General features: G+C 66.5%; 23 protein-coding genes. 12 read left to right on the plus strand and 11 right to left on the minus strand.

Going from position 1 to position 23,484, the window contains the following annotated elements; all coding sequences use genetic code 11:
• Positions 1 to 85 precede the first annotated feature (85 nt).
• A complete protein-coding gene (locus tag EC839_RS08770; RefSeq protein ID WP_007161269.1) occupies positions 86 to 400 on the plus strand; it encodes a DUF2388 domain-containing protein in 315 nt (104 codons plus the stop codon).
• Positions 401 to 480: 80 nt separating this feature from the next.
• Here EC839_RS08770 and gcvH read toward each other — a convergent pair whose 3' ends face one another.
• A complete protein-coding gene (gene gcvH / locus EC839_RS08775) occupies positions 481 to 864 on the minus strand; it encodes a glycine cleavage system protein GcvH (protein WP_007161270.1) in 384 nt (127 codons plus the stop codon).
• Positions 865 to 941: 77 nt separating this feature from the next.
• Positions 942 to 1,985 carry a glycoside hydrolase family 5 protein gene (locus EC839_RS08780; protein ID WP_007161271.1) on the minus strand — a complete coding sequence of 348 codons (1,044 nt, stop codon included), beginning with the start codon at positions 1,983 to 1,985 and terminating at the stop codon, positions 942 to 944.
• A 441-nt stretch (positions 1,986 to 2,426) separates the two neighbouring features.
• On the opposite strand from EC839_RS08780, the gene EC839_RS08785 reads away from it, so the two are divergent.
• The 4 genes from EC839_RS08785 to EC839_RS08800 all read left to right on the plus strand — a co-directional run bounded on the left by EC839_RS08785 (position 2,427) and on the right by EC839_RS08800 (position 6,650).
• Positions 2,427 to 3,755, plus strand: coding sequence for a sorbosone dehydrogenase family protein (locus tag EC839_RS08785; protein WP_007161272.1), 1,329 nt, complete (start codon positions 2,427 to 2,429; stop codon positions 3,753 to 3,755).
• Positions 3,756 to 3,879: 124 nt separating this feature from the next.
• Positions 3,880 to 4,554 carry a response regulator gene (locus tag EC839_RS08790; protein ID WP_007161273.1) on the plus strand — a complete coding sequence of 225 codons (675 nt, stop codon included), beginning with the start codon at positions 3,880 to 3,882 and terminating at the stop codon, positions 4,552 to 4,554.
• Positions 4,551 to 5,927, plus strand: a complete 1,377-nt coding sequence (locus tag EC839_RS08795) for a HAMP domain-containing sensor histidine kinase (RefSeq protein WP_007161274.1) — start codon at positions 4,551 to 4,553, stop codon at positions 5,925 to 5,927. The genes EC839_RS08790 and EC839_RS08795 overlap by 4 nt, the downstream gene beginning before the upstream one ends.
• 108 nt (positions 5,928 to 6,035) lie before the next feature.
• Positions 6,036 to 6,650, plus strand: a complete 615-nt coding sequence (locus EC839_RS08800; protein WP_007161275.1) for a glutathione S-transferase family protein — start codon at positions 6,036 to 6,038, stop codon at positions 6,648 to 6,650.
• A gap of 7 nt (positions 6,651 to 6,657) precedes the next feature.
• Here the strand turns inward: EC839_RS08800 and EC839_RS08805 are convergent, their stop codons facing one another.
• Positions 6,658 to 7,914 (minus strand): HD-GYP domain-containing protein, encoded by a 1,257-nt coding sequence (locus EC839_RS08805; RefSeq protein WP_007161276.1) that lies wholly within the window; start codon positions 7,912 to 7,914, stop codon positions 6,658 to 6,660.
• A gap of 106 nt (positions 7,915 to 8,020) precedes the next feature.
• On the opposite strand from EC839_RS08805, the gene EC839_RS08810 reads away from it, so the two are divergent.
• Both EC839_RS08810 and mdtD read left to right on the plus strand, forming a co-directional pair.
• Positions 8,021 to 8,908, plus strand: coding sequence for an acyltransferase (locus EC839_RS08810; RefSeq protein WP_007161277.1), 888 nt, complete (start codon positions 8,021 to 8,023; stop codon positions 8,906 to 8,908).
• Positions 8,909 to 8,979: 71 nt separating this feature from the next.
• Positions 8,980 to 10,413: a multidrug transporter subunit MdtD gene (gene mdtD, locus EC839_RS08815; RefSeq protein ID WP_007161278.1), complete on the plus strand. Its 1,434-nt coding sequence runs from the start codon at positions 8,980 to 8,982 to the stop codon at positions 10,411 to 10,413.
• Between the two features lie 87 nt (positions 10,414 to 10,500).
• Here the strand turns inward: mdtD and EC839_RS08820 are convergent, their stop codons facing one another.
• Positions 10,501 to 10,710, minus strand: a complete 210-nt coding sequence (locus tag EC839_RS08820) for a cold-shock protein (protein ID WP_007161279.1) — start codon at positions 10,708 to 10,710, stop codon at positions 10,501 to 10,503.
• A gap of 409 nt (positions 10,711 to 11,119) precedes the next feature.
• On the opposite strand from EC839_RS08820, the gene EC839_RS08825 reads away from it, so the two are divergent.
• A complete protein-coding gene (locus tag EC839_RS08825) occupies positions 11,120 to 11,812 on the plus strand; it encodes an HAD family phosphatase (RefSeq protein WP_007161280.1) in 693 nt (230 codons plus the stop codon).
• A gap of 43 nt (positions 11,813 to 11,855) precedes the next feature.
• Here the strand turns inward: EC839_RS08825 and EC839_RS08830 are convergent, their stop codons facing one another.
• Complete coding sequence (locus EC839_RS08830) at positions 11,856 to 13,070, minus strand: NAD(P)-dependent oxidoreductase (protein ID WP_169854534.1); 1,215 nt, start codon at positions 13,068 to 13,070, stop codon at positions 11,856 to 11,858.
• A 286-nt stretch (positions 13,071 to 13,356) separates the two neighbouring features.
• The gene (locus tag EC839_RS08835; RefSeq protein ID WP_007161282.1) at positions 13,357 to 14,850 is read right to left on the minus strand and encodes a lipid II flippase MurJ; all 1,494 of its coding nucleotides are present in this window, start codon (positions 14,848 to 14,850) and stop codon (positions 13,357 to 13,359) included.
• Positions 14,851 to 15,166: 316 nt separating this feature from the next.
• Here EC839_RS08835 and EC839_RS08840 point away from each other — a divergent pair, with 316 nt between their 5' ends.
• The 3 genes from EC839_RS08840 to EC839_RS08850 all read left to right on the plus strand — a co-directional run bounded on the left by EC839_RS08840 (position 15,167) and on the right by EC839_RS08850 (position 18,793).
• A complete protein-coding gene (locus tag EC839_RS08840) occupies positions 15,167 to 15,421 on the plus strand; it encodes a YebG family protein (protein WP_007161283.1) in 255 nt (84 codons plus the stop codon).
• 56 nt (positions 15,422 to 15,477) lie between these two features.
• Positions 15,478 to 16,431, plus strand: a complete 954-nt coding sequence (locus EC839_RS08845) for a nucleoside hydrolase (RefSeq protein WP_007161284.1) — start codon at positions 15,478 to 15,480, stop codon at positions 16,429 to 16,431.
• Positions 16,432 to 16,582: 151 nt separating this feature from the next.
• Positions 16,583 to 18,793, plus strand: a complete 2,211-nt coding sequence (locus EC839_RS08850; protein WP_007161285.1) for a M48 family metallopeptidase — start codon at positions 16,583 to 16,585, stop codon at positions 18,791 to 18,793.
• Positions 18,794 to 18,850: 57 nt separating this feature from the next.
• On the opposite strand, the gene fba is transcribed toward EC839_RS08850, so the two are convergent.
• The 5 genes from fba to epd form a co-directional block, all read right to left on the minus strand.
• Positions 18,851 to 19,915, minus strand: a complete 1,065-nt coding sequence (gene fba, locus EC839_RS08855; protein WP_007161286.1) for a class II fructose-bisphosphate aldolase — start codon at positions 19,913 to 19,915, stop codon at positions 18,851 to 18,853.
• A 118-nt stretch (positions 19,916 to 20,033) separates the two neighbouring features.
• Positions 20,034 to 20,363 (minus strand): MliC family protein, encoded by a 330-nt coding sequence (locus EC839_RS08860; RefSeq protein ID WP_007161287.1) that lies wholly within the window; start codon positions 20,361 to 20,363, stop codon positions 20,034 to 20,036.
• Positions 20,360 to 20,551: a hypothetical protein gene (locus tag EC839_RS08865; RefSeq protein ID WP_007161288.1), complete on the minus strand. Its 192-nt coding sequence runs from the start codon at positions 20,549 to 20,551 to the stop codon at positions 20,360 to 20,362. The genes EC839_RS08860 and EC839_RS08865 overlap by 4 nt, the downstream gene beginning before the upstream one ends.
• 5 nt (positions 20,552 to 20,556) lie before the next feature.
• The gene (locus EC839_RS08870; RefSeq protein WP_007161289.1) at positions 20,557 to 21,720 is read right to left on the minus strand and encodes a phosphoglycerate kinase; all 1,164 of its coding nucleotides are present in this window, start codon (positions 21,718 to 21,720) and stop codon (positions 20,557 to 20,559) included.
• Positions 21,721 to 21,747: 27 nt separating this feature from the next.
• A complete protein-coding gene (gene epd / locus EC839_RS08875; RefSeq protein ID WP_007161290.1) occupies positions 21,748 to 22,791 on the minus strand; it encodes an erythrose-4-phosphate dehydrogenase in 1,044 nt (347 codons plus the stop codon).
• A 464-nt stretch (positions 22,792 to 23,255) separates the two neighbouring features.
• Here epd and nrdH point away from each other — a divergent pair, with 464 nt between their 5' ends.
• Complete coding sequence (nrdH, locus tag EC839_RS08880; RefSeq protein ID WP_007161291.1) at positions 23,256 to 23,480, plus strand: glutaredoxin-like protein NrdH; 225 nt, start codon at positions 23,256 to 23,258, stop codon at positions 23,478 to 23,480.
• Positions 23,481 to 23,484 lie beyond the last annotated feature (4 nt).

A 23,484-nucleotide genomic window follows, 5' to 3' on the forward strand; every position in this document is an offset into this window, starting at 1 on the left:
GCCGGCGAAGAAGCCGGCACAGGGCGCTAGAACTCGAAGGACGTCCGAGCTCTCTATAGGAAACCTCAAGAAGGAGATCTCATCCATGCGCCTGAAGAAGCTTGCTCTGGTTTCCCTGATCGGCCTGCCGCTGCTGGCCGCGACCACCGCCGCCAACGCGGATGCCCGGTTCTGGCGGCATGCCGCGACCCTTGGGGCGACCTCGGGCTCGTTCTATACCACCAGCCGTGACGACCACAAGATCGTCGCCGCCACCCAGGACGACGCCAGCTCCTACCTGGCCAGCAACGGCCAGATCCGTGGCCCCTACCTGGAAGCCGCGCTGCGCGACATGCGCGCCGCCGAGCCGGGCCTCAAGGCCAGCGACAGCGATCTCGCCATGCGTATCCTGACCCAGTAAGGGCCAGGCAAAAAAAGAACCCCGCCGGCCACGCCGCGCGGGGTTCTTTTTTGCCCGGGATCCGGGCGGCGAATGGCGCCTCAGCTCTCGCTGGCGGCGCGATAGCCGTCGGCGTCGAGCAGCTTGTCCAGCTCGGCCGCATCCTGCGGCTTGAGCTTGAAGAACCAGGCGCCATAGGGCTCGCCATTGACCTGCTCGGGGGCGTCGGCCAGGGCCTCGTTGACGGCGATCACCTCGCCGCCCACCGGGGCATAGATGTCCGAGGCCGCCTTCACCGATTCCACCACCCCGGCCTGGTCACCGGCGGCGAGGGTCTTGCCGACTTCCGGCAGTTCGATGAAGACCACATCGCCCAGGGCTTCCTGGGCATGGTCGGAAATGCCGACGGTCACGCTACCGTCGGCTTCCAGACGGGCCCATTCGTGGCTGGCGGCATAACGCAGGTCGGCGGGAATCTGGCTCATGAGAGGTCCTCGGGGCTGGCACGGTTAAAAGGCAAGGGTAGCCTGCCGACCCCGGGGACCGCCATCGCTGGCCGGGCTTATTTGGGACCGATGCTCGCGCAGCTGCTGCTGTCGACGTACTTCTTCAGGGTCGCCCACTGGGGTCGATCCACGCCGTTGATGGGTTCCACCGCCAGGTTGTAGTTGCCCCAGCCGGGACCGGCGGCCCAGTAGCTGGCCGGAATGCAGTGCTGCTTGAGATAGGCCAGCATGTTGTCCATGGCCACCAGCCAGCGCGGATCGTCGTCCGGCACGCCGAATTCGCCGATGTAGCCCTGCTTGCCGTTCTTCTTCAGCCAGTCGACGAAGGGCTTGACGCGATTCACCCCGACCATGGGGTCGAAGCCGCTCATGTCCTTGCTGGCGTACTGGCCGCCACCGTCATTGTCGAAATAGACGTGGGCGGAAAAGATCAGCTTGTTGGCCGGGTCCTTGAGCGCCAGCAGCGGATCGTTCCACTGCGGCCAGCGCGCGGCGCTGGACCAGCCGTTGCCCTCGACGATGATGGGATGGACGCTGTCCACGGTACGGATGCCGTTGATGCCGTGCTGGGCGGCGGTCGGCCAGAAGGCCACGGCGTCGTGGGGCTCGTTCATGATGTCGTAACCGAAAAGCGCCGGGTGCTTGCCGAAGCGGAAGGCCAGGCGATAGGTCACGTCCCAGTAGTTGAAGTAGGTGACCTTGCCGGCGCCGATCACCTCGCCGCGATAGCGCGCATAGTTGTGCAGGTCGAGGATCACCTTGACGCCATACTTCTGGGCGTAATTCAGCGTCTGGGTGACCAGGGCGCCATAGTCCGGATCCAGCATCGAATTCAGGTTGGGCTGGATGCGCTCCCAGATGATCGGAAAGCGCACCAGCTTGATGCCCTTGGCGCTCCAGTCCTTGAAGTGCTGTTCGCTGGGAAAGATGTAGTTGCGGTTGTTGAGGCCGGGTAGCACCTGGCTGGCGAAGCCGGCACCGGAGAAGTTGAGACCGACCAGGTCGATCGCCTGGGCCGAACCCAGGAGTGCGCTGCTCAGGGCCAGGGTACCGGCCAGCCGCAGGGAAAACTGGCGCAAGCGCCGGGTAAGGGATTGCATGACTGCACCTGTGAAAAGAAAGACTCCCCGCCCCCGCAAGCTAGCGGGTTCTGGCGTAGGCGAGTTCAGGCGGCCGCGTCCGCTTGCGGCGCCACTGGGTGCGACTTCGTCGTCATTGTTGGGGCAGCTATCGGCGTCAGCTGCGCCAGCTTTAGTGAATTTTTTCGTTCAAAAACAGATGGTTACGCTTTGATTTACGTCAGATAGCCGGCGCTTTTCCGCAGACCTCGGCGCAGTCTCGCTAACACCTTGAATCGGCAGGACTTTCCGTATCCGTGAAAGAACGAGCGCGGCGCCCGAGCACTCAAAAAGACTGACAGGGTAAAAAGAGTCATTTTCAAAACCGGACTGCACAGATGCCCAAGATGGCCATGGGGCCGGCCCCGGAACGTTCGCCGGCAGCCGGGCTCTATCCTGCGAGCCCCTCGCGAGAGCCCTGCCATGCCCCTGAGCACGCCCTATCCCTTGCGTACCCTGGCCCTGACCCTGGCCGCCGTGACCCTGCTCGGCTGCGGCGAGACCGCGCGCCTGCAGCGCGAAGCTGGCTATGGGCCGACGCCGACCCTGCCGGAACCCCACAAGACACTGCTGCCGACCATCAACGTGGCCCCGGCGGTCGGCTGGCCCGAAGGCGGCAAGCCCACTGCCGCGCCCGGCACCCAGGTCCAGGCCCTCGCCCGCGGCCTGGACCATCCGCGCTGGCTCTATGTGCTGCCCAATGGCGATGTGCTGGTGGCGGAAAGCAATGCGCCCAAGCGCGAGGGCTTTCCCGGGATCAAGAACTGGATCGCGGGTCTGTTCATGAAGAAGGCCGGCGCCGGGGTGCCCAGCGCCGACCGCATCACCCTGTTGCGCGATGCCGACGGCGATGGCGTCGCCGAGACCCGCACCGTCTTCGCCGAACAGCTGCATTCGCCGTTCGGCATGGTGCTGGTGGGCGAGGACTTCTATGTCGCCAATGCCGATGCCCTGGTGCGCTTCTCCTATCGCCCCGGTGCGACTCGCCTGGAAGGCCAGCCGGTGACGGTCACCGAGCTGCCGGCGGGCATCAATCACCACTGGACCAAGAACGTCATCGCCAGTCGCGACGGCAAGAAGCTCTATCTCACCGTGGGCTCCAACAGCAACGTCGGCGAAAACGGCCTGGATATCGAGGAAGGCCGCGCCGCCATCTGGGAGCTGGATCGCGCCAGCGGCCAGAAACGCCTGTTCGCCACCGGCCTGCGCAACCCCAATGGGCTGGACTGGGAGCCCACCACCGGCAAACTGTGGACGGTGGTCAACGAACGCGACGAGATCGGCAGCGACCTCGTGCCGGACTATGCCACCTCGGTGCAGGACGGCGGCTTCTATGGCTGGCCCTACAGCTACTGGGGCAAGACCGTGGACAGCCGGGTACAGCCGCCCCGCCCGGATCTGGTGGCCAAGGCGCTGACCCCGGACTACGCCCTGGGTACCCACACCGCCTCCCTGGGTCTGGCCTTCGCGAGCGCCGACAGCGAGTTGCCGACGGCGTTTCGCCAGGGCATGTTCGTCGGCCAGCACGGCTCCTGGAATCGCGATCCCAAGAGCGGCTACAAGGTCGTCTTCGTGCCCTTCCAGAACGGCAAGCCCAGCGGCGCGCCGCGCGACCTGCTGACCGGTTTCCTCAATGGCAAGGAAGAGGCCCAGGGACGTCCGGTCGGGGTGGTCAACGATGGCCACGGCGGCCTGCTGGTGGCCGACGATGTCGGCAATACGATCTGGCGGGTCAGCGCCCAGCGTCCCTGAGCCGTGTTAATCCGGCCTTAAGCGCCCTGGCCTAGGCTGGAGGCTGACCATCCTGGAGATGGTCACCGCTCTTGCCGAGGCCGGCCCGGAGCGGTAAAACCGCTCAACCGCCTGGGAAAATCCGATGAGAATACTACTGGCCGAAGACGACATGCTGCTGGGCGACGGCATCCGCGCTGGCCTGGCCTTGGAAGGCGATACCGTCGACTGGGTGACCGATGGCCAGGCCGCCCAGGCTGCGCTGGAAACCGATCCCTTCGATCTGGTGGTGCTCGACATCGGCCTGCCCCGCCGCTCGGGACTCGAGGTCCTGGCCGCGCTGCGCAAGCGCGGCGACGCCACCCCGGTGCTGATCCTCACCGCCCGCGACAAGGTCACCGACCGGGTCACCGGCCTGGACACCGGCGCCGACGACTACCTGACCAAACCCTTCGACCTGGACGAACTGCTCGCCCGGGTCCGCGCCCTCACCCGCCGCAGCGCCGGCCGGGCGCTGCCGCAACTGGAGCACAACGAGCTGCGGGTCGATCCGGCGACCCACCGGGTGACCCTGGCCGGCCAGCCGGTGGAGCTGGCACCGCGGGAATACGCCCTGCTGCGCCTGCTGCTGGAAAACATGGGCAAGGTGCTCTCGCGCAATCGCCTGGAGCAGGCGCTCTATGGCTGGGACGGTGACGTCGAGAGCAACGCCATCGAAGTCCATATCCATCACCTCAGGCGCAAGCTCGGCACCAGCCTGATCCGCACCGTGCGCGGCATCGGCTACGGCATCGACCAGCCCGAGCGGCCGACTCCATGACCGACGGCCCGGCCGTCTCGCTGCGCCGGCGGCTGCTGACGCTGCTGCTGTGCGGCATCTTCGCCTGCTGGCTGATCGCCGCCCTGGTGACCTACCAGCTGGTCCTGCGCCAGGTGAATCGCCTGGCCGACGAGGACATGCTCGACTTCGGCTCGGCCGCCCTGCACCTGGCCACCCTGGGCGAAGGCGGTGACCACAGTCTGCCGCCCGCGGCCCGGGCCCTGGAGCGCAGCCGCACGGCCATCGCCGACCTGCCGCTGTTCAAGCGGCGCAACGCCCTGGGCTATCTCCTGCAGGCCGGCGACCAGCGCCTCGGCACCCCGGCGCCGCCGGCCGGCCTAGCCGACCAGCCGCCCGGCTTCAGCAGCCTGCTGGCCGAGGGGCAGCACTGGCGCGTGCTGCGGCTGAGCAGCGGCGAGGGACGCATCTGGATCTACGAAAACCTGGCCGATCGCCGCGGCGCCACCAACCTGCTGCTGCTCGGCTCGCTGTTTCCCCTGGCCCTGGCCCTGCCGGTGCTGGCCGCTCTCATCTGGTTCGGCGTCACCCGCGGTCTGGAGCCCCTGCGCCAGCTGGCCGCGCAGATCAAGCAGCGCTCCGCCCAGCGCCTGGAGCCGTTGCCGCTGAGCCGGGTGCCGCTGGAAGCCGCGGTCCTGGTGGAGGAGATCAACGCCCTGCTGGAACGCCTGGACGGGGCCCTGGAGGCGGAGCGCCGGCTGACCAGCGACGCCGCCCACGAGATCCGCACCCCCCTCGCCAGTCTGCTGACCCATACCCAGGTCGCCCTGCGGTCCAGCGATCCCCAGGCCCATGCCCGCGGCCTGGTGCAGGTGCGTCGCAGCGCCGAACGCATCAGCCAGCTGATGGAGCAGATCCTGCTCCTGGCGCGGCTGGACAGCGGCGCCCTGCAGGAGCAGTTCGTCCCCGTCCATCTCGGCCGGCTGGCGGCGGATACCCTGTCGGAACTTGCGCCTCTGGCCATCGAGAAGAACATCGACCTGGTACTGGAGGATCAGGAGGTCAAGCTGTCGGGTATTCCCACCTGGCTGGGCGTGCTGCTCACCAACCTGGTCGGCAACGCCATCCGCTATACCCCCAGCGGCGGCCAGGTGCTGGTCCGGGTCGTCGAGGAGGTACCCGGACAGGTACGTATCGACGTCTGCGACAGCGGCCCCGGGGTCAGTCCGGAAGAACGGGCGGTGATCTTCACCCGTTTCTACCGCAGCGAGAGCGCTGGCCAGAACGTCGGCAGCGGCCTGGGGCTGCCCATCGTCAAGCGCATCGTCGAAATCCATGGCGGCAGCCTGCACCTGGGCGAAGGCCTGCAAGGACGCGGGCTGGGGGTATACGTCGAGCTGCCCGGCCTGGCCTGATCCGGCCACCTACGACCAAGGCCATCTTTTACCCGGGCCGGCCTAGGGCTTACAGTGCAGGGATTCGCCACAAGCGAATGCAGTCCTGCCTTCTGGAGAGCCCGGCCCATGTCCATGATCCTGTACCACACTCCCGCCTCGCCCTTCGGTCGCAAAGTCGTGGTGATGCTCCACGAGACGGACCTGATCGAGCAGGTGGAGGTGGAAATCGTCCAGCAGACGCCGCTCAACCCCAATCGCGACGTCCTCGATACCAACCCCGCCGGCAAGATTCCCGCCCTGCGCCTGGCCGATGGCACCTGCCTGCACGACAGCCGCGTCATCCTCGACTACCTGGATACCCTGCACACGCGCACCCCGCTGATCCCGCGGCAGGGCCCGGAGCGCTGGCGGCGCCTGACCCTGGCCTCGCTGTGTGACGCCATGATGGAAGCCGCGGTGCAGATCCGCTACGAGAGCTTCATGCGCCCACCGGGCATGCAGTGGAAGCTCTGGCTGGACAACCAGCAGGAAAAGATCGCCCGGGCGCTGGACTACTTCGAGCGCGAGGCAATCGCCGAACTGGAGGGCGAATTCGACGTGGCCAGCCTGGGCATGGCCTGCCTGCTCGGCTATCTGGACTTCCGCATTCCCACCTGGGCCTGGCGCAGCGACTGCCCGCGCATCGCCGCCTGGTACGCCCGTACCGGCGAGCGGCCCTCGCTGCAGGCCACCCGCCCCTGAGCCGGCGCTAGGCCTGCTGCCAGAGCCGCTCCAGATTGCGAAAGCCCCACTCCTGCGGATCCTCCCGCCGCACGATGCGTTCGTCGGCGGGCGGCCGGGCGAGATCCAGCAGCCGCTGCGGCAGTGGCGTGCGCGAACGCGCGGAAAAGAACACCCGCACCCGCGGCGTCAGCAGGCTGTCTGGGTGCTGCTCGACCACCACCGCCAGCTGCTCGTTGCTCAGTCGCACCAGGGAGCCGATCGGATAGATGCCCAGCGTCTTGACGAAGGCCTGGAACACCCGGGGATCGAAGTGCCCCTTCCACTCCGCCATGCGCCGGATCGCCTCGGCCGGACTCCAGGCGGTCTTGTAGGGCCGGGTCGAGGAGACGGCGTCATAGACGTCGCAGACCGCGGCGATGCGCGACAGCAGACTGATCTGGGTACCGGCCAGGCCATGGGGATAGCCGCTGCCATCGAATTTCTCGTGATGGTGCAGGCAGACGTCGATGACCTCCGCGGACGCGTCCCATTGCTGCAGCAGGGCGATGCCTTCCTCGGGATGCCGCCGCATCACGGCGAATTCGGCCTCGGTCAGCCGGCCCGGCTTGTTGAGCACCTCGACGGGGGTGCGCATCTTGCCCACGTCGTGCAGCAGACCGGCCTGACCGGCCAGCAACACCTGCTCCGCCGGCAGGCCCATCTGCCGCGCCACCGCCGTCATCAGGGCGCAGACCGACACCGAATGGATGTAGGTATACTCGTCGGCCGTGCGCAGCCGCGTCAGGCTGATCAGTGCCGTGGGGTGCCGCAACACCGACGCCGAGATCTGCTCGACCACGGTCGCCACTTCGCTCAGCTCGATGGCCTGGCCCAGGCGCACGTCCTGGAACAGCCGCGCCACCTCCTGCTTGGCGTGGGCGCTCACCGCCGACGCCTGTGCCATTTCCTGCGGACAACTGATGGCGGCGACCGGTGCGGTGCCCGTCTCCGGGGTCGGAGCGGCAGCGGGGAGCGCCGCGGGGGCAGCGACCGGCGCGGCAACGGGCTCAGGGACCGCCGCCGGTTGCTGGGCGGATGAGCACTCGCTCGGGGACCGGCAATCCAGGCCCTTGGCGATATCGATCCACACCGCGGTCACCGCGCTGTCCTGGATCTTCTGCAGGTCGCGTGGCTCATGCAGCAGGAAGCGCGCCTTCCAGAACGGATGGTCGATCCAGCTGCCTTCGAATTTGTGGATGTACATGCCGAGGCAGACCTCGGCACTGGTAACCTTTTTGAGCATGGCGTTCACTTCGCAGCGGATCGGCAGCAGCCATCCAGAGGCGGATGATCGCAAAATGCTATGTCGCGCCAAAGACTATCGCCCCAAGTTCTAGACGAGAGAATCCATGCACCTCCTGACCGGTATCACCGTCTCTGCGCTGCTCCTGTTGAACACCCTGGTCATGATCGGTCCGCTACTGGTATTCGCCCTGATCAAGCTACTGCCCCTTGTCGCGCTGCGCGACTTCTGTTCCCGGGTGGTCACCGCCATCGCCGAGACCTGGGCCGAGATCAACAAGGCCATCTTCGCCCGCCTCACCCCCACCGTCTGGGACATCCGCGGCACCGAGGCGCTCAGCCGTGACAGCTCCTACCTGGTCATCTGCAATCACCAGTCCTGGGTCGATATCCCTGCGCTCATCGAGACCTTCAACGGCAAGGTGCCCTATTTCAAGTTCTTCCTGAAGAAGGAGCTCATCTGGGTACCCTTCCTGGGGCTCGCCTGGTGGGCGCTGGACTACCCCTTCATGAAGAGATACACCCGCGCCCAGCTGGCCCGCCGCCCGGAACTCAAGGGCGCTGACCTGGCCATCACCCGCCGCGCCTGCGAGAAATTCCGCCGCCAGCCGGTGACCATCGTCAACTACCTGGAAGGCACCCGCTTCACCGCCGCCAAGCATGCGGAGCAGCAGTCGCCCTATCGCCACCTGCTCAAGCCCAAGGCTGGCGGCATGGCCTTTGTCCTCGCCGCCATGGGCGAGCAGCTGGACACCCTGCTGGACGTCACCCTGGTCTATCCGGACGGTCGCGTGCCCGGCTTCTGGGACCTGCTCTGCGGACGGGTCAAACGCGTTATCATCGATATTCGCGCGCGACCTCTGGATCCGGCGCGCTGGGCGGGTGACTACAGCGAAGATGCGGAATTTCGCGCAGGCTTCCAGCAGTGGGTCAGCACGCTCTGGGCAGAGAAGGACCAGCGGATCGAGGCGCTGCTAGATTCCCGCTCGCGCTGAAGGAGCGGGGCACCCTGCCGCCGCCAGACAGTCAGAGAGCGGGTAGTCGGCTGTCTCGACAAGGACCTCCCATGCCCTCCCCGACCCTGGATACCACCACGGCCCGCTGGCTTCCCTGGCTGATCGCCGTGGCCTTCTTCATGCAGTCGCTGGACGCGACCATCGTCAACACCGCCCTGCCGCGCATGGCCGCCGACCTCGGCGAGAATCCGCTGCGCATGCAGGGGGTGGTGATCGCCTATCTGCTCACCGTGGCGCTGCTGATTCCCGCCTCGGGCTGGATTTCCGATCGCTTCGGCAGTCGCCGCGTCTTCTTCACCGCCATCGCCCTCTTCACCTTCGGCTCGCTGCTCTGCGCCCTGGCGCCCAGCCTCAACCTGCTGATCGCCGCCCGGGTCATCCAGGGCCTCGGCGGTTCGCTGATGCTGCCGGTGGGACGCCTGGTGATCCTGCGCGTCTATCCGCGCAGCGAGCTGGTCCGCATCCTCAGCTTCATCACCATTCCCGGCCTGATCGGCCCCCTGGCCGGCCCGGCCCTGGGTGGCTGGCTGGTGGAAGCCGTGTCCTGGCACTGGATCTTCCTGATCAACCTGCCAGTGGGCATCCTCGGCTGCCTGGCCACCCGCCGCCTGCTGCCGGATTTGCGCAGCCCCCTTCCGCAACGCTTCGACGGCCTGGGCTTCCTGCTCTTCGGCACGTCCATGATCCTCATCAGCATCGCCCTGGAAGGCCTCGGCGAATTGCACCTGCCCCATGTGCGGGTGGTGCTGCTGCTGATGGCCGGCATGGCCTGCATGGTCGCCTACTGGCTGCGCGCCCTGCACCACGACCAGCCGCTGTTCTCCGCCGAGCTGTTTCGCATCCGCAGCTTCGCGGTGGGCATCTTCGGCAATCTCTTCGCCCGTCTCGGTAGCGGCGCCCTGCCCTTTCTCATCCCGCTGCTGTTCCAGGTGGGCCTCGGCTACTCGCCGACCCAGGCCGGCCTGCTGATGATGCCCCTGGCGCTGTCGGCGATGCTGGCCAAGCCCATCGCCGGTCCGCTGATCGGACGCCTCGGCTATCGCCGCCTGCTGGTGGGCAACACCCTGCTGCTGGGTTGCCTGATCGCCAGCCTCGCCCTGATCGGTCCCTCGACGCCCTTCGTCTGGCTGCTCATCCACCTCGGCATCCTCGGCGCGGTGAATTCCATGCAGTTCACCGCCATGAACACCATTACCCTCATCGACCTGCACGACCAGCAGGCGGCCAGCGGCAACAGCCTGCTGTCGGTGGTGATGCAACTGGCCATGAGCTTTGGCGTGGCCTGTGCGGCCGCCCTGCTGGGCGGTTTCCAAGACGACTATGGCGACACCGAGGTGCTGTCCGCCTTTCGCGCGACCTTTCTCTGCGTCGGCGCGCTCTCGATGCTGGCGGCGGCGATCTTCCTGCAGGCCTCGCGGGAGACCGGGCGCCGGGTCAAGCCGCTGGCGGCAGAACCGGAAAAGAGCGCGCAGAACGTCGAGTGAAGCGGGCTTTCGCGCCGCGAGACACGCCATAAACGAAAAACCCCGGCCTGGCCGGGGTTTTTCGTGAGCTTCGGGCGACGTCAGGTGTCAGATGACCTGCACGTGCTCTGCCTGCATGCCCTTCTGGCCTTGCACGACTTCGAAGCTGACCTTCTGGCCTTCAGCCAGGGTCTTGAAACCTTTGCCTTCGATTGCGCGGAAGTGAACGAACACGTCCGGACCGCTCTCGGGAGTAATGAAGCCGTAGCCTTTGGTTTCGTTGAACCATTTGACGGTGCCGTTCTGACGATTCGACATGACGGGTGTTGCTCCTTGGAATAACGGGTTTGTTATGACAGGTGCTGGCGCGGCAGCGCGTTGCATAGACCAGGCACCCGGTACTGAGTTGCAAGGAGTAACAAGAATCGAGCAGCAAGGGGTGGACGGAAAGCCTACCGCCTCAGGTCACGATCGACGGCGACCCAAGCAAACACAGTTCTCGAACTCTACGCCATATTTTTCTGGAAAGCGATTACCCTCCGGAGACCGAAATCGTTTTTGACAAGAGGTAATTTGTCGCGCCATGCAAGGTACTGTCGAGCCGGTTTTCGACCACCCGGACAGCGGCGCAAACCCTCGCCAGTCCTGCTTCCGCGCTTCTTTCCCGCCGTTTCGAATGGCCCGGGCCCGCGGCCCCGACCATGAAATCCCCCTGCAAGGAATACCGATGAACGTCACCCCTGTGGAACTGCTGATCAGCGATTGCGATGGCGTGCTGGTCGACAGCGAAATCCTCGCCGAACGCGTCGTCCTCGACGGCCTGGCCGCCCATGCACCGCGCGCCGAACTCGAAGCCCTGCTGCACGGGACCTTTGGCCTGACCACCCGGGACATCTTCGCCTTGGTCGAGCAGCGCTTCGGCATCACCCTGCCGCCCGCGCTGTTCAGCGACCTGCGCACCCAGGCGGAAACGCTGATCTCCACCAGCGTGGAAGCCATTCCCGGGGTGAAGCGTGCCCTGGAGAGCATCGACCTGCCGCTGGCGGTCGCCTCCAACAGCCTCAGGCATAGCGTCGAGTCCTCGGTCCGCCGGGCCGATCTGGTCGAGCGGGTGGCGGGCCATATCTTCAGCGCCGACATGGTGGCCCAGCCCAAGCCGGCACCCGATGTCTACCTCCTGGCCGCCAGGACGATGAGCGTCGCGCCGGAGCGTTGCCTGGTGATCGAGGACAGCGCCACCGGCGTGCGCGCGGCGCTGGCGGCCGGCATGCGCGTCATCGGCTTTACCGGCGCCAGCCACATTCCGCCCAGCCATGGCGAGACCCTGAGCGCGCTGGGCGTGACCGCGCTGATCGCGCACATGGACGAACTCCCCGCGACCGTCGCCCGCCTCCGCGCCGCCGCCAGCGGCGGGCAATGAAAAAGGGGCCCTCAGGGCCCCTTCGCGTTCCGCCTCGGCGAAATCAGGACAGGACTGCACCCACTGCCTTGGGCAGCGCGACCGGTGCCAGGTCGGCGCTGGCGTTCCAGGCCGACTCGCTCAGCTGGGTTTCCAGCAGCTGGCGATGGATCGCCTCGCGATGCTGTTGCAGGACGATGTCCAGGGCGCGGCTGGGGGTCAGTTCGACGTCGTCGAAGGTGACGATCTGACCCGGCTCCAGGGCGCGCTTGAGCACGCTGTGCTTGAGCAGGCCGATCGGCAGGTGATCCGGGCATTCGGCGATCTTGACCGCCTCGCCGCGCACGCTGTAGCCACCGATGCCGCGCTCGATGATGTCGCCGGCCGCCATGGGCTTCTTCATGATGGCGGCCACGCTCAGGGTCGGCGTGGTGGAGTTGTTGAGCAGGATCTTGCCGCCGGCGATGACGCGTCTCAGGGTCTTGCCGACCTCCAGGGAGCACAGGTGGAAGGGGCGGACCAGCACGTAGTACGGGCCCTTGCCCAGCTTGAAGTACTCGATGGCACCGGCCTGGTCTTCGTCATGGCGCCCGACCACGAAGACGCCACCGGCGGAGTAGCCGCTGGGGATCACGTAGTCGACGATGGGCTGGCCCAGTTGCTCGGCCATCTGCGCGAGGATGTTGGCGCTGTCCTGCAGGTTGGTCGAATTCAGGCCTTCCAGACCCTGGCGGGTGATGGTGGCGCCATAGTTGTTACCGACCACCACCTGCTCGATCTGCACCTTGGTGCCGTCGGTGAAGGAAGTGGTCTGGTCGACGCTGGTACCCTGGCGCGCGGACCAGTAGGCCATGTCTTCCGGCGTCGGGTTGTGGTTCAGATAGCCCTTCATGTTGCCATAGACGAGCGGCTTGAAGCCCATCTGCACGGCCTCTTCGTGCAGCGCCGCCAGCGAACCCGGCTGGTCGCCCTCGGCCTCGGTCAAGAAGCCCTTGCCGGCCAGGTAGGAACCGGTCGTCACCTGCAGTTCGGCATTGATGGTGACCACCTTGATGCCGGCTTCGAAGGCGCGCTCGATGATCTCGGTGCCGTGGTAGGGGTCGCCGCTGCACTCCACCAGCAGGTCGCAATGATCGATGAGATCCGCCACCGACTGGGTGAGCGCCTCGGTCAGCGGATAGTCGGTGACCGTGGCGATGGGCCGGCGGGTCAGGACGCGGGTCACGGTCATGTCGTCATAGTGACGGCTGATGAGCCGGGCCAGGCAGCGCGAGATCATGCCGGTACCGACGATGCCGATACGGGTGACAGGGGATTGGGAGGACATAGGATCGATTCCTTTCAAAGAGAATGTCGGTAGCGAGCAAAGCCACCATGCGAAGTGCCGACCCCAACTACATGTCCGATCTCTTGCAAATGGAAAAAAGCTTCCATCAGAAATTCTTTGACTGGGATCAATCTTTCCGTGCGACTCGAAGCCAAATCAAAAATTCATGACTTCGTAACAGATAGCGACCAATGGCTGCAGATCGCCACCTTTTTCCTTGCCGTCCAGCGACGGCCGTTCAACTCGTCGGTTCAGCGCGCCCCGTGCCCGAGTCACCGCGCGCCCAATAGCCGCGGCGGAACAGGTCACGTTCGCCCAGGACCAGCAACAGCACCAGGAAGCCCAGCATGGCCACGCTGACGCTGACGATCAGCTCCAGCAGGCCGACCGGCTTGGGCAACAGGAAACTCAGCAGGGCCACCGCGCTGCCCGCGCTGAACCAGCGCAGCAGCAGCGACAGGTGCAGGCCGGCCAGGGAGTGGCGATAGAGCGCCAGCGCCATGAACACCGCCTGCAGGAAGGCTCCGGTGGTAAAGGAGTAGGCCAGTCCCTGGGCACCGAATGGCCGATAGACAACAGCGTCCAGGGCCACAGTGATGAAGGAGCTGGCCAGGGTGGCGTAGAGGAAGGTGCGGGCGCGTTGCTGCGACAGCAGGGCACGCCCCCACAGCAGGGCCAGTCCCATCCAGGGCAGGCCCAGGGCATAGGCCACCACCAGGGTCGCGGTCGCCGCGCTCTGCTCGGCGCCAAAGGCTCCGCGCTCCAGCAGCACCTTGACCACCGGCTCGGAGTAGCTGAACAGCACCACGGCCGCCGGCACCAGGAACAGCAGGGTGCCGAGCAGCGCCTTGCGCATCAGCGCGCTGTACTTGTCGGCATTGCCCTCGTTCCAGCTGCGGGTCAGCTCGGGAAAGATCATCGCCAGGATGGACAGCGCATAGAGCGTCAGCGGAATGGTCACGATGCGGTAGGAGAAGGACAGCATGGTGATGTTGCCCTCCGCCAGCAGCGAGGCGAAGAAGCGCTCCGCCAGCATGCAACCCTGCTGGGCGCCGGCGGCGAGCAGCACGGGAGCGAAGGTCACGGCGAAGGGACTGCCCTCGGGCTTCTCGAAGGCCACCGAGCGCTGGCCGAGATAGCCCAGCCGGCGGTGCTGGATGACGATCAGCAGCACCTGGGGCAGCAGCATGCCGGTGAACAGCGCGATACCGCTCGGCTGCAGGATGACGATGGCCAGGATGGCACCCAGATTGAGCATCAGGGTGCGGGTCATCGGCAGAATGAAGATGCGATCGAGGTTGAGCAGCGCGCCCTGGCAATAGAGGACGGCCTGCACGCAGATCAGCAGGGTACCGACGGCGAAGACCAGCTTGCCGGTCTCGACCTGCTCGTCGCTCCAGCCCGGCGCCAGGGCATGCATCAGCCAGGGACTGGCGAGGACGCCGATCACCGACAACAGCAGGCCGAACAGGCCGATGCGCCAGTACAGCCAGCGACCGACCTGCTCGTACTGGGCGTTGCAGCGGTCGCGGATGCGTTGCAGATAGGGAATCATGGCATCGCGCAGGGCGAGGCCGAAGAAGCTCTCGAAGAACACCGGCAGGATGAGCGCGACAAAGATCAGGTCGGCTTCCCAGCTCACGCCGAATTGGCGGGCGATCAGCAGGTCGCGCAGGAACCCCAGCAGAAAGCTGGCGACCGTGATGGCCAGGATGATGAGGGTCGAACTCACGCCCGCACCTCGATCGACCTAGACGGGCCAAGCGCGGCAATAAGCGGACGGATAAAGATGGCAGGCATTGGCGGTCTCGTTCCGTGAGCCGGAGGTGATCCGGATAAAGGCGGGCAGTGATGCCCGTTTGGTCCAGACTCAGAGACCAGCTTCCGCGCTTAAGTTTCCCGAGGCAAATCTGGAGACACGCGGAAATGTCGAACGATTGGCAAATTGCCATGAGTGACCGAAGGCTGACCGCCGAGCGGTAGTCCTTGCAATCCCGCGACAAGCCAAATACTGTATGTATAACCAGATACAGAATACGAGGTGACGCATGGCCGTCGAAGTGTTGTATCGCAGCAGCCGAGATCCGGAGCGCCTGTTCATGGATAAAGCCGAAGCCGATCGTCACGACAAGATGTTGGAGCTGGCCGAGTCGCTCGCCAGCGTATTGGACAAGGCCGTACCCGGTCTTGCCGAGAAGCAGTGCGAAGACCTGGGGCTGTTCATGGCCCGCAATCGCGAAGTCTTCGCCCGGGCGTTTCGCAACCAGCCGGATGCGCTGGGCGAGTTGGACCTGCCCAGCTAGCAAGGGGCGCTGCCCCTCGGGTAGCCTGGGAAGAGATCTGAGCCGGAGAAAGCCTCTTGTCCCTTCCCATCATCTTCGATACCGATCCTGGCGTGGACGACGCCCAGGCCATCGCCCTGCTGTTTGCCGATCCCGCCTTCGAGGTGATTGGGCTGACCACCACCTTCGGCAATGTGCCGGTCACCACGGCGACCCGCAACGCCCTGCTGCTCACCGAGCTGGCCGGCCGGGACACGCCCGTCGCGGCAGGGGTGGCCGAACCCCTGGTCAAGCCGGCCGGCAACCACGCCCTGCACGTGCATGGCCAGGATGGCCTGGGCAACCAGCAGCTGCCCGCGCCAAGCCAGACACCCCACGCCCTGGATGCGGCGCGCTTCATCGTCGAGCAGACCCGCCTGCAACCGGGCGAGATCACCCTGGTGGCGGTCGGGCCGCTGGGCAACCTGGCCCTCGCCCTGGCGCTGGATCCCACGGTCGCCCAGCGCGTCCGCGAAGTGGTGGTGATGGGCGGCGCCATCGTCGAGCCGGGCAACGTCACGCCAGTAGCCGAAGCCAACATCTTTTCCGATCCCCATGCCGCGGCACGGGTCTTCGCCGCTCCCTGGCCACTGACCTTGGTCGGCCTGGATGCCACCCACCGCGCCGTGCTCGATCCGCCCCGCCTGCAGCGCATCGCGGCGCGCCAGGGCGCCCTCGGCGAGGTACTCGCCCGCAGCTATGACTTCTATGCGGACTTCTACCGCAGCGTGAAGGACATCGACGGCTGCCATCCCCACGACAGCTGCGCCCTCGCCTATCTGCGTCGCCCCGAGCTGTTCCACACCGCTCGCGGTCACCTCAGCGTCGGCACCGAAGGCCTGGCGGAAGGCCAGACCTTTTTCGCCCCCGAGGGGCGCGCCTACCTGGACGGGCGCTGGTCCGGCAATCCGCTGGTCACGGTCTGCCTGGGCATGGATGGCCCCGCCATGGTGGCCTGGATGGAAGAGGTCCTGACCGCAGCGGAGCGGTAATCGGTCACGAATCCGCCAGAAGGGCGTGCCAGAGCGGCCCAGAGCCGCTCAACTGAGAGCCATGCACGCAACGCGATTGCAGCAGTGAGGTAGAAAGCCGCTCTGGATTTCTACCTGCCGCCCCGGCGGACGACTGCGCAAAGGATTGCCCATGGCTCGCTACGATCTCCTGCTCAGCGGCAGCTGCCGCGACGATGTTTCCCCCGACACCCTGAGGATCAGCCTGCTCTATCAGCTCAAGCTGACGCCGGAGCAGGTGGAGCGCCTGCTGCCCCCGGCCAGGGGCATCCTCAAGCGGGATCTGGCCAGCGCGCAAGCCCATGAATGGGTCGAGCGGCTGCGGGATACGGGACTGGATGTCCATCTGGTCGAGCGCCCGGAATCCACCCCCGTCGCCCAGGACCTCGATCTGCAGGCGCGCCTGGCCGCGTTGCAGGCAGCGGGCCTGCCGCGCCCGGGCTTTTCCCTCGGTGAGCGCCTGCACCTGCTGGCGGCCGTGTTCCTCGGCCTGACACTCAGCCTGCTCTATCTACTGCCGGGCCTGGCCGGATTGCTGCTGGCGATCTGTGCCCTGGCGGCCTTCATCACCCTGCTGCACCAGGATCTCGCCATCGCCTGTGGCCTGGCCCTGCCGCTGGCCGGCCTGCGCGCCTGGCTCGCCCTGGGCTTTCTGGCGCCGCGCCCGGGCCGAGGCGCAGAAGCCGCTGCCGAACGGCCGCTGACGCCAGCCCAGGAGCCAGCGCTGCATTCGCTGATCGCAGCGCTCTGCCAGGCCATGGGGGTCTGCCCGCCTCGGCGCCTGCTGCTGACGGCGGAGGTCGACATCCGCTTCGCGGTCAGGACCCGGACGCTGCGCCTGGGTCTGCCGCTGATGACGGCACTCACCCGCGATCAGTACCTGGCCAGCCTTGCCCATGTGCTGGGGCACCAGGTGAGCGGTCTGGATCGTCTGGGGGGCGCCCTGCTCAATGCCTGCCTCGCGCAACTGGAACGCCTCGGCCAGGCGGCGTCCCGGGGGACCCTCGCCCATGTCGCCCGTGGCTGGGCCCGCCTGCTCTTTGCCAGCGGCCAGCGCCTCACCCGCACCGCCAGCCAGCGCCGGGAAGCCCGCGCCGATCATTACCAGGTCCTGCTGGGCGGTAGCGCGGCGTTTCGCACAACGGCGCGCCAGACGCGCCTCGCCCAACAGGCCTGGCGTGAAGCCAGACGGCGCAGTCTGACGGCACCCGCGGCCCAGGGCCTGGTCAGCAATCTGCTGGAGTTGCACGCGGCCCTGCTGGCTCGCCAGACGCTCTCCCCCACGCCGGCCGCCGCCAGCAGCCGCTACTGGGGTCGTCATCCGGCGGATCGGCAGCGGATCGCCTGGGCCGAGCGGCATCCGCTCCCCGGACTGCTGGACGACCGGCGCCCTGCCAGTGCCCTGCTGGAGCAGCCCGATGCGCATGGCCGCGCCCTGACCCTGCTGGTCCATCGCCTGGCCGGCCGCCAGCCCGAGGCGGAGCCAGCGGCCACGGTGGCCACGCGGGTTCCGGAACAGGACCAGGACAGTGACACGGACCTGCGGCGCTGGAGTGGCCATGCCTGGCCCGATTGTCCCTGGCTACCCCTGCACCTGCCGCTGGAGCGGACCACTCGCGCCCTCGAGGCAGACACTGTCCGCGAACGCATCCTGCTGCTGGCTGCCGGCACCGCGGACGCCTGGCAGGAAGCGGAAAAGCAAAGCCAGCGGCGCTGCCTGCTGGCCTTCTATGAAGAGCTGCACAGTCATGGGTTGGCCCACGTCGTTCACGGCGAAGGGGCGTTCAACCCGGAGCACCTGCAGGAGTATCGGGCCATCGATACCTGGCAGACCGCCGCGCGCCAGCAGTTGCTGGCCGTGGCGCCGCTCTATCGGCAGCGCATCGAACGGGCCCTGGCCCAGCGTCTGCCTGGCCAGGAGCAGGCCGTCGAGCTCTATCGGCTGCTGCTCACCCTGGCCGAGCGCTATCCGGACGTGGAGCGCCTGCGCGAGGCGCGCCTGCTGGTGAAGGAATACCGCACCCTGCAGCGGCGACCGCAGGGCCCCAGCCAGATCAATGCCCTGTGCGAATTCGCCAAGCAGGACTATCGACGTCGGGTGGCGGACTGGCTGGCCTGCGACCTGCCGCTACCACCCGTCATCGCCACGGTCAGCCTGGGCGACTACCTGCAGCGCCACTGCCCCCGGCTCGACCTCGCCGAGGATTCCCTCTCCGCGGTCTATCGCCAAAGCACCGAGCTGCTGCCTGCGCTCAACGCCCTGCACCAGCGTCTCTGGCTGCTCCTCGCCCGCGCCTGCCTGGCCGCCGAAGCCGATCAGGCGTCGCTGCGACAAAGCGCCTGAGCCTGCGGCGGGCCATAAAAAAAGGCCCCATACGGGGCCTTTTCTTGCAGCGCGGGATCAGTTGACCTTGGGATCCAGCTCGCCGCGGGCATAGCGCTCGAACATGGCGTCCAGGGAGATCGGCTTGATCTTGGAGGCCTGGCCGGCGGTGCCGAAGGCTTCGTAACGGGCGATGCAGACGTCGCGCATGGCGGTCACGGTCTTGGCCAGGTACTTGCGCGGGTCGAACTCGCTACGGTTCTTGGCCATGAACTCGCGGATGGCACCGGTGGAGGCCAGACGCAGGTCGGTGTCGATGTTGACCTTGCGGACCCCGTACTTGATGCCTTCGACGATCTCTTCGACCGGCACGCCGTAGGTTTCCTTGATGTCGCCACCGTACTCGTTGATGATCTTCAGCCACTCCTGGGGCACCGAGCTGGAGCCGTGCATGACCAGGTGGGTGTCCGGGATGCGCGCATGGATTTCCTTGATGCGCTGGATCGACAGGGTGTCCCCGGTCGGCGGCTTGGTGAACTTGTAGGCGCCGTGGCTGGTGCCGATGGCGATGGCCAGGGCGTCGACCTTGGTGGCCTTGACGAACTGGGCGGCTTCTTCCGGATCGGTCAGCAGCTGGCTGTGATCCAGGGTGCCTTCGGCGCCCACGCCGTCTTCTTCACCGGCCATGCCGGTTTCCAGGCTGCCCAGGCAGCCCAGCTCGCCTTCCACGGACACGCCGCAGGCATGGGCGAAGGCCACGGTCTGCTGGGTGACGCGCACGTTGTAGTCGTAGTCGGACGGCGTCTTGCCGTCGGCCATCAGCGAGCCGTCCATCATCACCGAGGAGAAGCCCAGCTGAATGGAGCGCTGGCAGACGTCGGGGCTGGTGCCGTGGTCCTGGTGCATGACCACCGGGATGTGCGGGAATTCTTCCACCGCGGCCAGGATCAGGTGACGCAGGAAGGGAGCGCCGGCGTACTTGCGGGCACCGGCTGAGGCCTGGACGATGACCGGCGAATCGGTCTTGTCGGCGGCTTCCATGATGGCGCGCATCTGCTCGAGGTTGTTGACGTTGAAGGCCGGAACGCCATAGCCGAATTCGGCGGCGTGATCCAGCAGCTGACGCATGCTGACGAGTGCCATTGGTGATTATCTCCCTACAAAGGCGGTGGTGGCGCCAGCCTGCATGAGCGGCTGGCAGGGTTCAAGCGGCCGACCCCTGGCCGCCCTGGATTAATCGGTTCAGCTGACATTCGCCGCTTCAAGGCGTCCGGCAGCCGCGGCCGATGAGGTCGTTGTTGGCGATCCAGTAGACGAGTCCCTGGTCGCCGCGGATATGCAAAGCCACCAGCCCGTCGGTATAGGACTGGCCATCGGTGGCCGGTTCGCGGTTGAGATGACGGATCAGGCCATCGCCTTCCAGCTTGAGGTCGACGATGGACTGGCTGCGATCCACATAGCGCCAGTCGAAGGCCGCCTTGGAATCGCAGACCCAGTGGGTCCAGCCGCCGGTCTGCTGCGCGCCGCGACCGGCACAGCCGGCCAGCACGGCGAGGCCCAGCAGACCGAGGGCGAGCGTGCGCCCCTTCACTGGGCGCAACCGCTGGCAGGACGGCTGGCGTTGCCATTGAGCGTATCGACCCGCTCGCCATTCTGCGCCGTGGGCGTGGCGGCTGCCGCCGGTGGCGGCGCGAACACCGCGCAGGCCTTGTCGGCATTGCCACCGGCACAACCGGCCAGCATCAGGACAGCGGAACAGACGAGCAGCGGCGTACGCATGGCGATTACTCCTGGGCGCGTTGCTGGAGGACTTCGACGGCCGGCAGGACCTTGCCCTCGACGAATTCGAGGAAGGCGCCGCCACCGGTGGAGATATAGGAGACCTTCTCGCCGATGCCGTACTTGTCGATGGCGGCCAGGGTGTCGCCACCCCCGGCGATGGAGAAGGCGTCGCTGTCGGCGATGGCCTGAGCCAGGGTGCGGGTGCCTTCGCCGAACTGGTCGAATTCGAAGACGCCCACCGGTCCGTTCCAGAGGATGGTCTTGGCCGACTTGAGCAGGTCGGCGAATTGCTGGGCGCTGACCGGGCCGATGTCGAGGATCATGTCGTCGTCGGCCACGTCGTTGATCGACTTGGTGACGGCTTCGGCGGTCTCGGCGAATTCCTTGGCGACCACCACGTCCACCGGCAGCGGCACGCTGACCTTGGCGGCAATGGCCTTGGCGGTGTCCACCAGGTCGGCTTCGTACAGCGACTTGCCGACCTTGTAGCCGGCTGCGGCCAGGAAGGTGTTGGCGATGCCGCCGCCGACGATCAGCTGGTCGCAGATCTGCGCCAGGGAGTTGAGCACGTCCAGCTTGGTGGAGACCTTGGAGCCGGCGACGATGGCGGCCATCGGGTGGGCGGGATTGCCCAGCGCCTTGCCCAGGGCGTCCAGTTCGGCGGCCAGCAGCGGACCGGCCGCGGCGACCTTGGCGAACTTGGCCACGCCATGGGTCGAACCCTCGGCGCGGTGGGCGGTGCCGAAGGCGTCCATGACGAAGATGTCGCACAGGGCGGCGTATTTCTTCGCCAGCTCATCGGCGTTCTTTTTCTCGCCCGCGTTGAAGCGCACGTTCTCCAGCAGCACCAGCTGACCCGGCTCGACCTGGACGCCGTCCAGGTAGTCCTTCACCAGGGGCACCTCGCGGCCCAGGGCCTTGCTCAGGTAGGCCGCGACCGGGGCCAGGCTGTTTTCCTCGCTGAACTCGCCCTCGGTGGGACGACCCAGGTGCGAGCAGACGATCACCGCGGCACCCTTTTCCAGGGCCAGCTTGAGGGTCGGCAGGGCGGCGACCAGGCGGGCATCGCTCTTGATCTGGCCTTCCTTCACCGGAACGTTGAGGTCTTCGCGAATCAGGACGCGCTTACCCTTCAGATCGAGGTCGCTCATTTTCAACACGGACATACAGGCAATCCCTTAGTTGTGCTTGTTTCAGGTGGGCTTGGCGATGCGCAGCCAATGGCCGGCGACGTCGAGCATGCGGTTGGCGAAGCCCCATTCGTTGTCGAACCACACCAGCAGATTGACCAGCCGGGGGCCGGAAACGCGGGTCTGGCTGCCATCGACGATGGCGGAATGGGGATCGTGGTTGAAATCGCAGGAGGCGTGGGGCAATTCGGTGTAGTCGATCAGACCGGCCAGGGGACCGCTCCGGGCGGCGTCACGCAACAGGGTATTGAGCGCCGGCGCCGTGGTGTCGCGGCCGACGATGCAGGTGATGTCCAGGCAGGAGACGTTGACCGTGGGGACGCGCACGGCGCGGGCCTGGATGCGCCCGCCGAGCTCGGGCAGCAGGCGTTCGATGCCCCGCGCCAGGCCGGTCGCCACCGGGATGATCGACTGGAACGCCGACCGCGTCCGCCGCAGATCTTCGGCATGGTAGGCGTCGATCACGGGCTGGTCGTTCATGGCCGAGTGGATCGTGGTGATGGAGACGTACTCCAGACCCAGGGTCTCGTGCAAAAGTTTCAGCACCGGGACGCTGCAATTGGTGGTGCAGGACGCATTCGAGACCAGCGTCTCGTCACCGCGCAGGGCCTGCTGGTTGACCCCGTAGACCACGGTGGCGTCGACGTCGGTCTCGCTGACCATGGGCTGGGAGAACAGCACCCGCGGTGCGCCGGCGGCGAGAAAGCGCCCGGCCTCGGCACGGGTGCTGAAGGCACCGGAGCATTCCAGCACCAGATCGACGTCCAGCGCCCGCCAGTCAACCCGCTCGGGCTCCGCCTCGCGGCGGATCTCCAGGGCCTGATCGCCGATGCGCAGGCACTCGCCCTCCAGCGCCACCCGCCCCGGAAAGCGACCATGGGTGGAGTCGAAGCGGGTGAGGTATTCGAGGCTGGGCCGGTCGGCCAGGTCGTTGAGGGCGACGATGGCGAGCTCGGTCGCCGCACCGCGCTCGTGCAGGGCACGCAACACGCAACGACCGATGCGACCGTAGCCGTTGAGAGCGAGGCGATAGCGAGCGGAACTCATGCGTGAACGGACTCGGGCGCAAGCGAAAGGCCGATTATGCGGCGGTTCGACGACGAATGGGAGTCGCCAGCGTAGTCCGGTCGACTTTCGCACTACAAAAAGGCGCTCTCCTTGGCAGACAGGAAAGAAATCCGCCGTCTGGCCAAGCGTTCCTGCCGCAGTCACGGCGTCTGGCGGTCTGCAGGGGGAAGTCCGCAGGTAGCCCCAGGGGCCGCGGGACTACCGGGTTCAGCAGCCCTGGCCTGACAGAAATCGTCATCCAGGCGTGATAGAGCAGAGCCATGACCTGGATCAAAATCCCCACTTGTTGTGGTGTAGAAATTCAAAAACACCATATGTAGTATCTGGACCGAACTTGAGACCCAAGTCGAACTCAAAGGAAAAGACCCGCGCCGCCATGGCAAACGCCCGCTGGCGACTGGCTTTTTCCTTTGAGTTCGCCCCACTACGGACAGGAGTCAGCCATGACCATCACCATCTACAGCAAGCCCGCCTGCGTGCAGTGCAACGCCACCTATCGCGCCCTGGATCGCCAGGGCATCGCCTACCAGGTGGTGGACATCGAGCAGGACGCCAAGGCGCGCCAGACCGTGGAATCCCTGGGTTATCGCCAGGTGCCGGTGGTGGTGGCCGGTGACGACCACTGGGCCGGCTTTCGCCCGGACAAGCTCGGCCAGCTGGTGGCCTGAGGCC

The sequence above is a fragment of the Pseudomonas sp. JUb52 genome (assembly GCF_004341115.1).
Taxonomy (GTDB): Bacteria; Pseudomonadota; Gammaproteobacteria; order Pseudomonadales; family Pseudomonadaceae; genus Chryseomonas; species Chryseomonas oryzihabitans.

What these genes read in the sequence shown, in the direction of transcription:
- EC839_RS08770 (WP_007161269.1), top strand. Translation starts at nt 86, where the DNA reads ATGCGCCTGAAGAAGCTTGCTCTGGTTTCCCTGATCGGCCTGCCGCTG.
- gcvH (WP_007161270.1), bottom strand. Translation starts at nt 864, where the DNA reads ATGAGCCAGATTCCCGCCGACCTGCGTTATGCCGCCAGCCACGAATGG.
- EC839_RS08780 (WP_007161271.1), bottom strand. Translation starts at nt 1,985, where the DNA reads ATGCAATCCCTTACCCGGCGCTTGCGCCAGTTTTCCCTGCGGCTGGCC.
- EC839_RS08785 (WP_007161272.1), top strand. Translation starts at nt 2,427, where the DNA reads ATGCCCCTGAGCACGCCCTATCCCTTGCGTACCCTGGCCCTGACCCTG.
- EC839_RS08790 (WP_007161273.1), top strand. Translation starts at nt 3,880, where the DNA reads ATGAGAATACTACTGGCCGAAGACGACATGCTGCTGGGCGACGGCATC.
- EC839_RS08795 (WP_007161274.1), top strand. Translation starts at nt 4,551, where the DNA reads ATGACCGACGGCCCGGCCGTCTCGCTGCGCCGGCGGCTGCTGACGCTG.
- EC839_RS08800 (WP_007161275.1), top strand. Translation starts at nt 6,036, where the DNA reads ATGTCCATGATCCTGTACCACACTCCCGCCTCGCCCTTCGGTCGCAAA.
- EC839_RS08805 (WP_007161276.1), bottom strand. Translation starts at nt 7,914, where the DNA reads ATGCTCAAAAAGGTTACCAGTGCCGAGGTCTGCCTCGGCATGTACATC.
- EC839_RS08810 (WP_007161277.1), top strand. Translation starts at nt 8,021, where the DNA reads ATGCACCTCCTGACCGGTATCACCGTCTCTGCGCTGCTCCTGTTGAAC.
- mdtD (WP_007161278.1), top strand. Translation starts at nt 8,980, where the DNA reads ATGCCCTCCCCGACCCTGGATACCACCACGGCCCGCTGGCTTCCCTGG.
- EC839_RS08820 (WP_007161279.1), bottom strand. Translation starts at nt 10,710, where the DNA reads ATGTCGAATCGTCAGAACGGCACCGTCAAATGGTTCAACGAAACCAAA.
- EC839_RS08825 (WP_007161280.1), top strand. Translation starts at nt 11,120, where the DNA reads ATGAACGTCACCCCTGTGGAACTGCTGATCAGCGATTGCGATGGCGTG.
- EC839_RS08830 (WP_169854534.1), bottom strand. Translation starts at nt 13,070, where the DNA reads ATGATCTCGCGCTGCCTGGCCCGGCTCATCAGCCGTCACTATGACGAC.
- EC839_RS08840 (WP_007161283.1), top strand. Translation starts at nt 15,167, where the DNA reads ATGGCCGTCGAAGTGTTGTATCGCAGCAGCCGAGATCCGGAGCGCCTG.
- EC839_RS08850 (WP_007161285.1), top strand. Translation starts at nt 16,583, where the DNA reads ATGGCTCGCTACGATCTCCTGCTCAGCGGCAGCTGCCGCGACGATGTT.
- fba (WP_007161286.1), bottom strand. Translation starts at nt 19,915, where the DNA reads ATGGCACTCGTCAGCATGCGTCAGCTGCTGGATCACGCCGCCGAATTC.
- EC839_RS08865 (WP_007161288.1), bottom strand. Translation starts at nt 20,551, where the DNA reads ATGCGTACGCCGCTGCTCGTCTGTTCCGCTGTCCTGATGCTGGCCGGT.
- EC839_RS08870 (WP_007161289.1), bottom strand. Translation starts at nt 21,720, where the DNA reads ATGTCCGTGTTGAAAATGAGCGACCTCGATCTGAAGGGTAAGCGCGTC.
- epd (WP_007161290.1), bottom strand. Translation starts at nt 22,791, where the DNA reads ATGAGTTCCGCTCGCTATCGCCTCGCTCTCAACGGCTACGGTCGCATC.
- nrdH (WP_007161291.1), top strand. Translation starts at nt 23,256, where the DNA reads ATGACCATCACCATCTACAGCAAGCCCGCCTGCGTGCAGTGCAACGCC.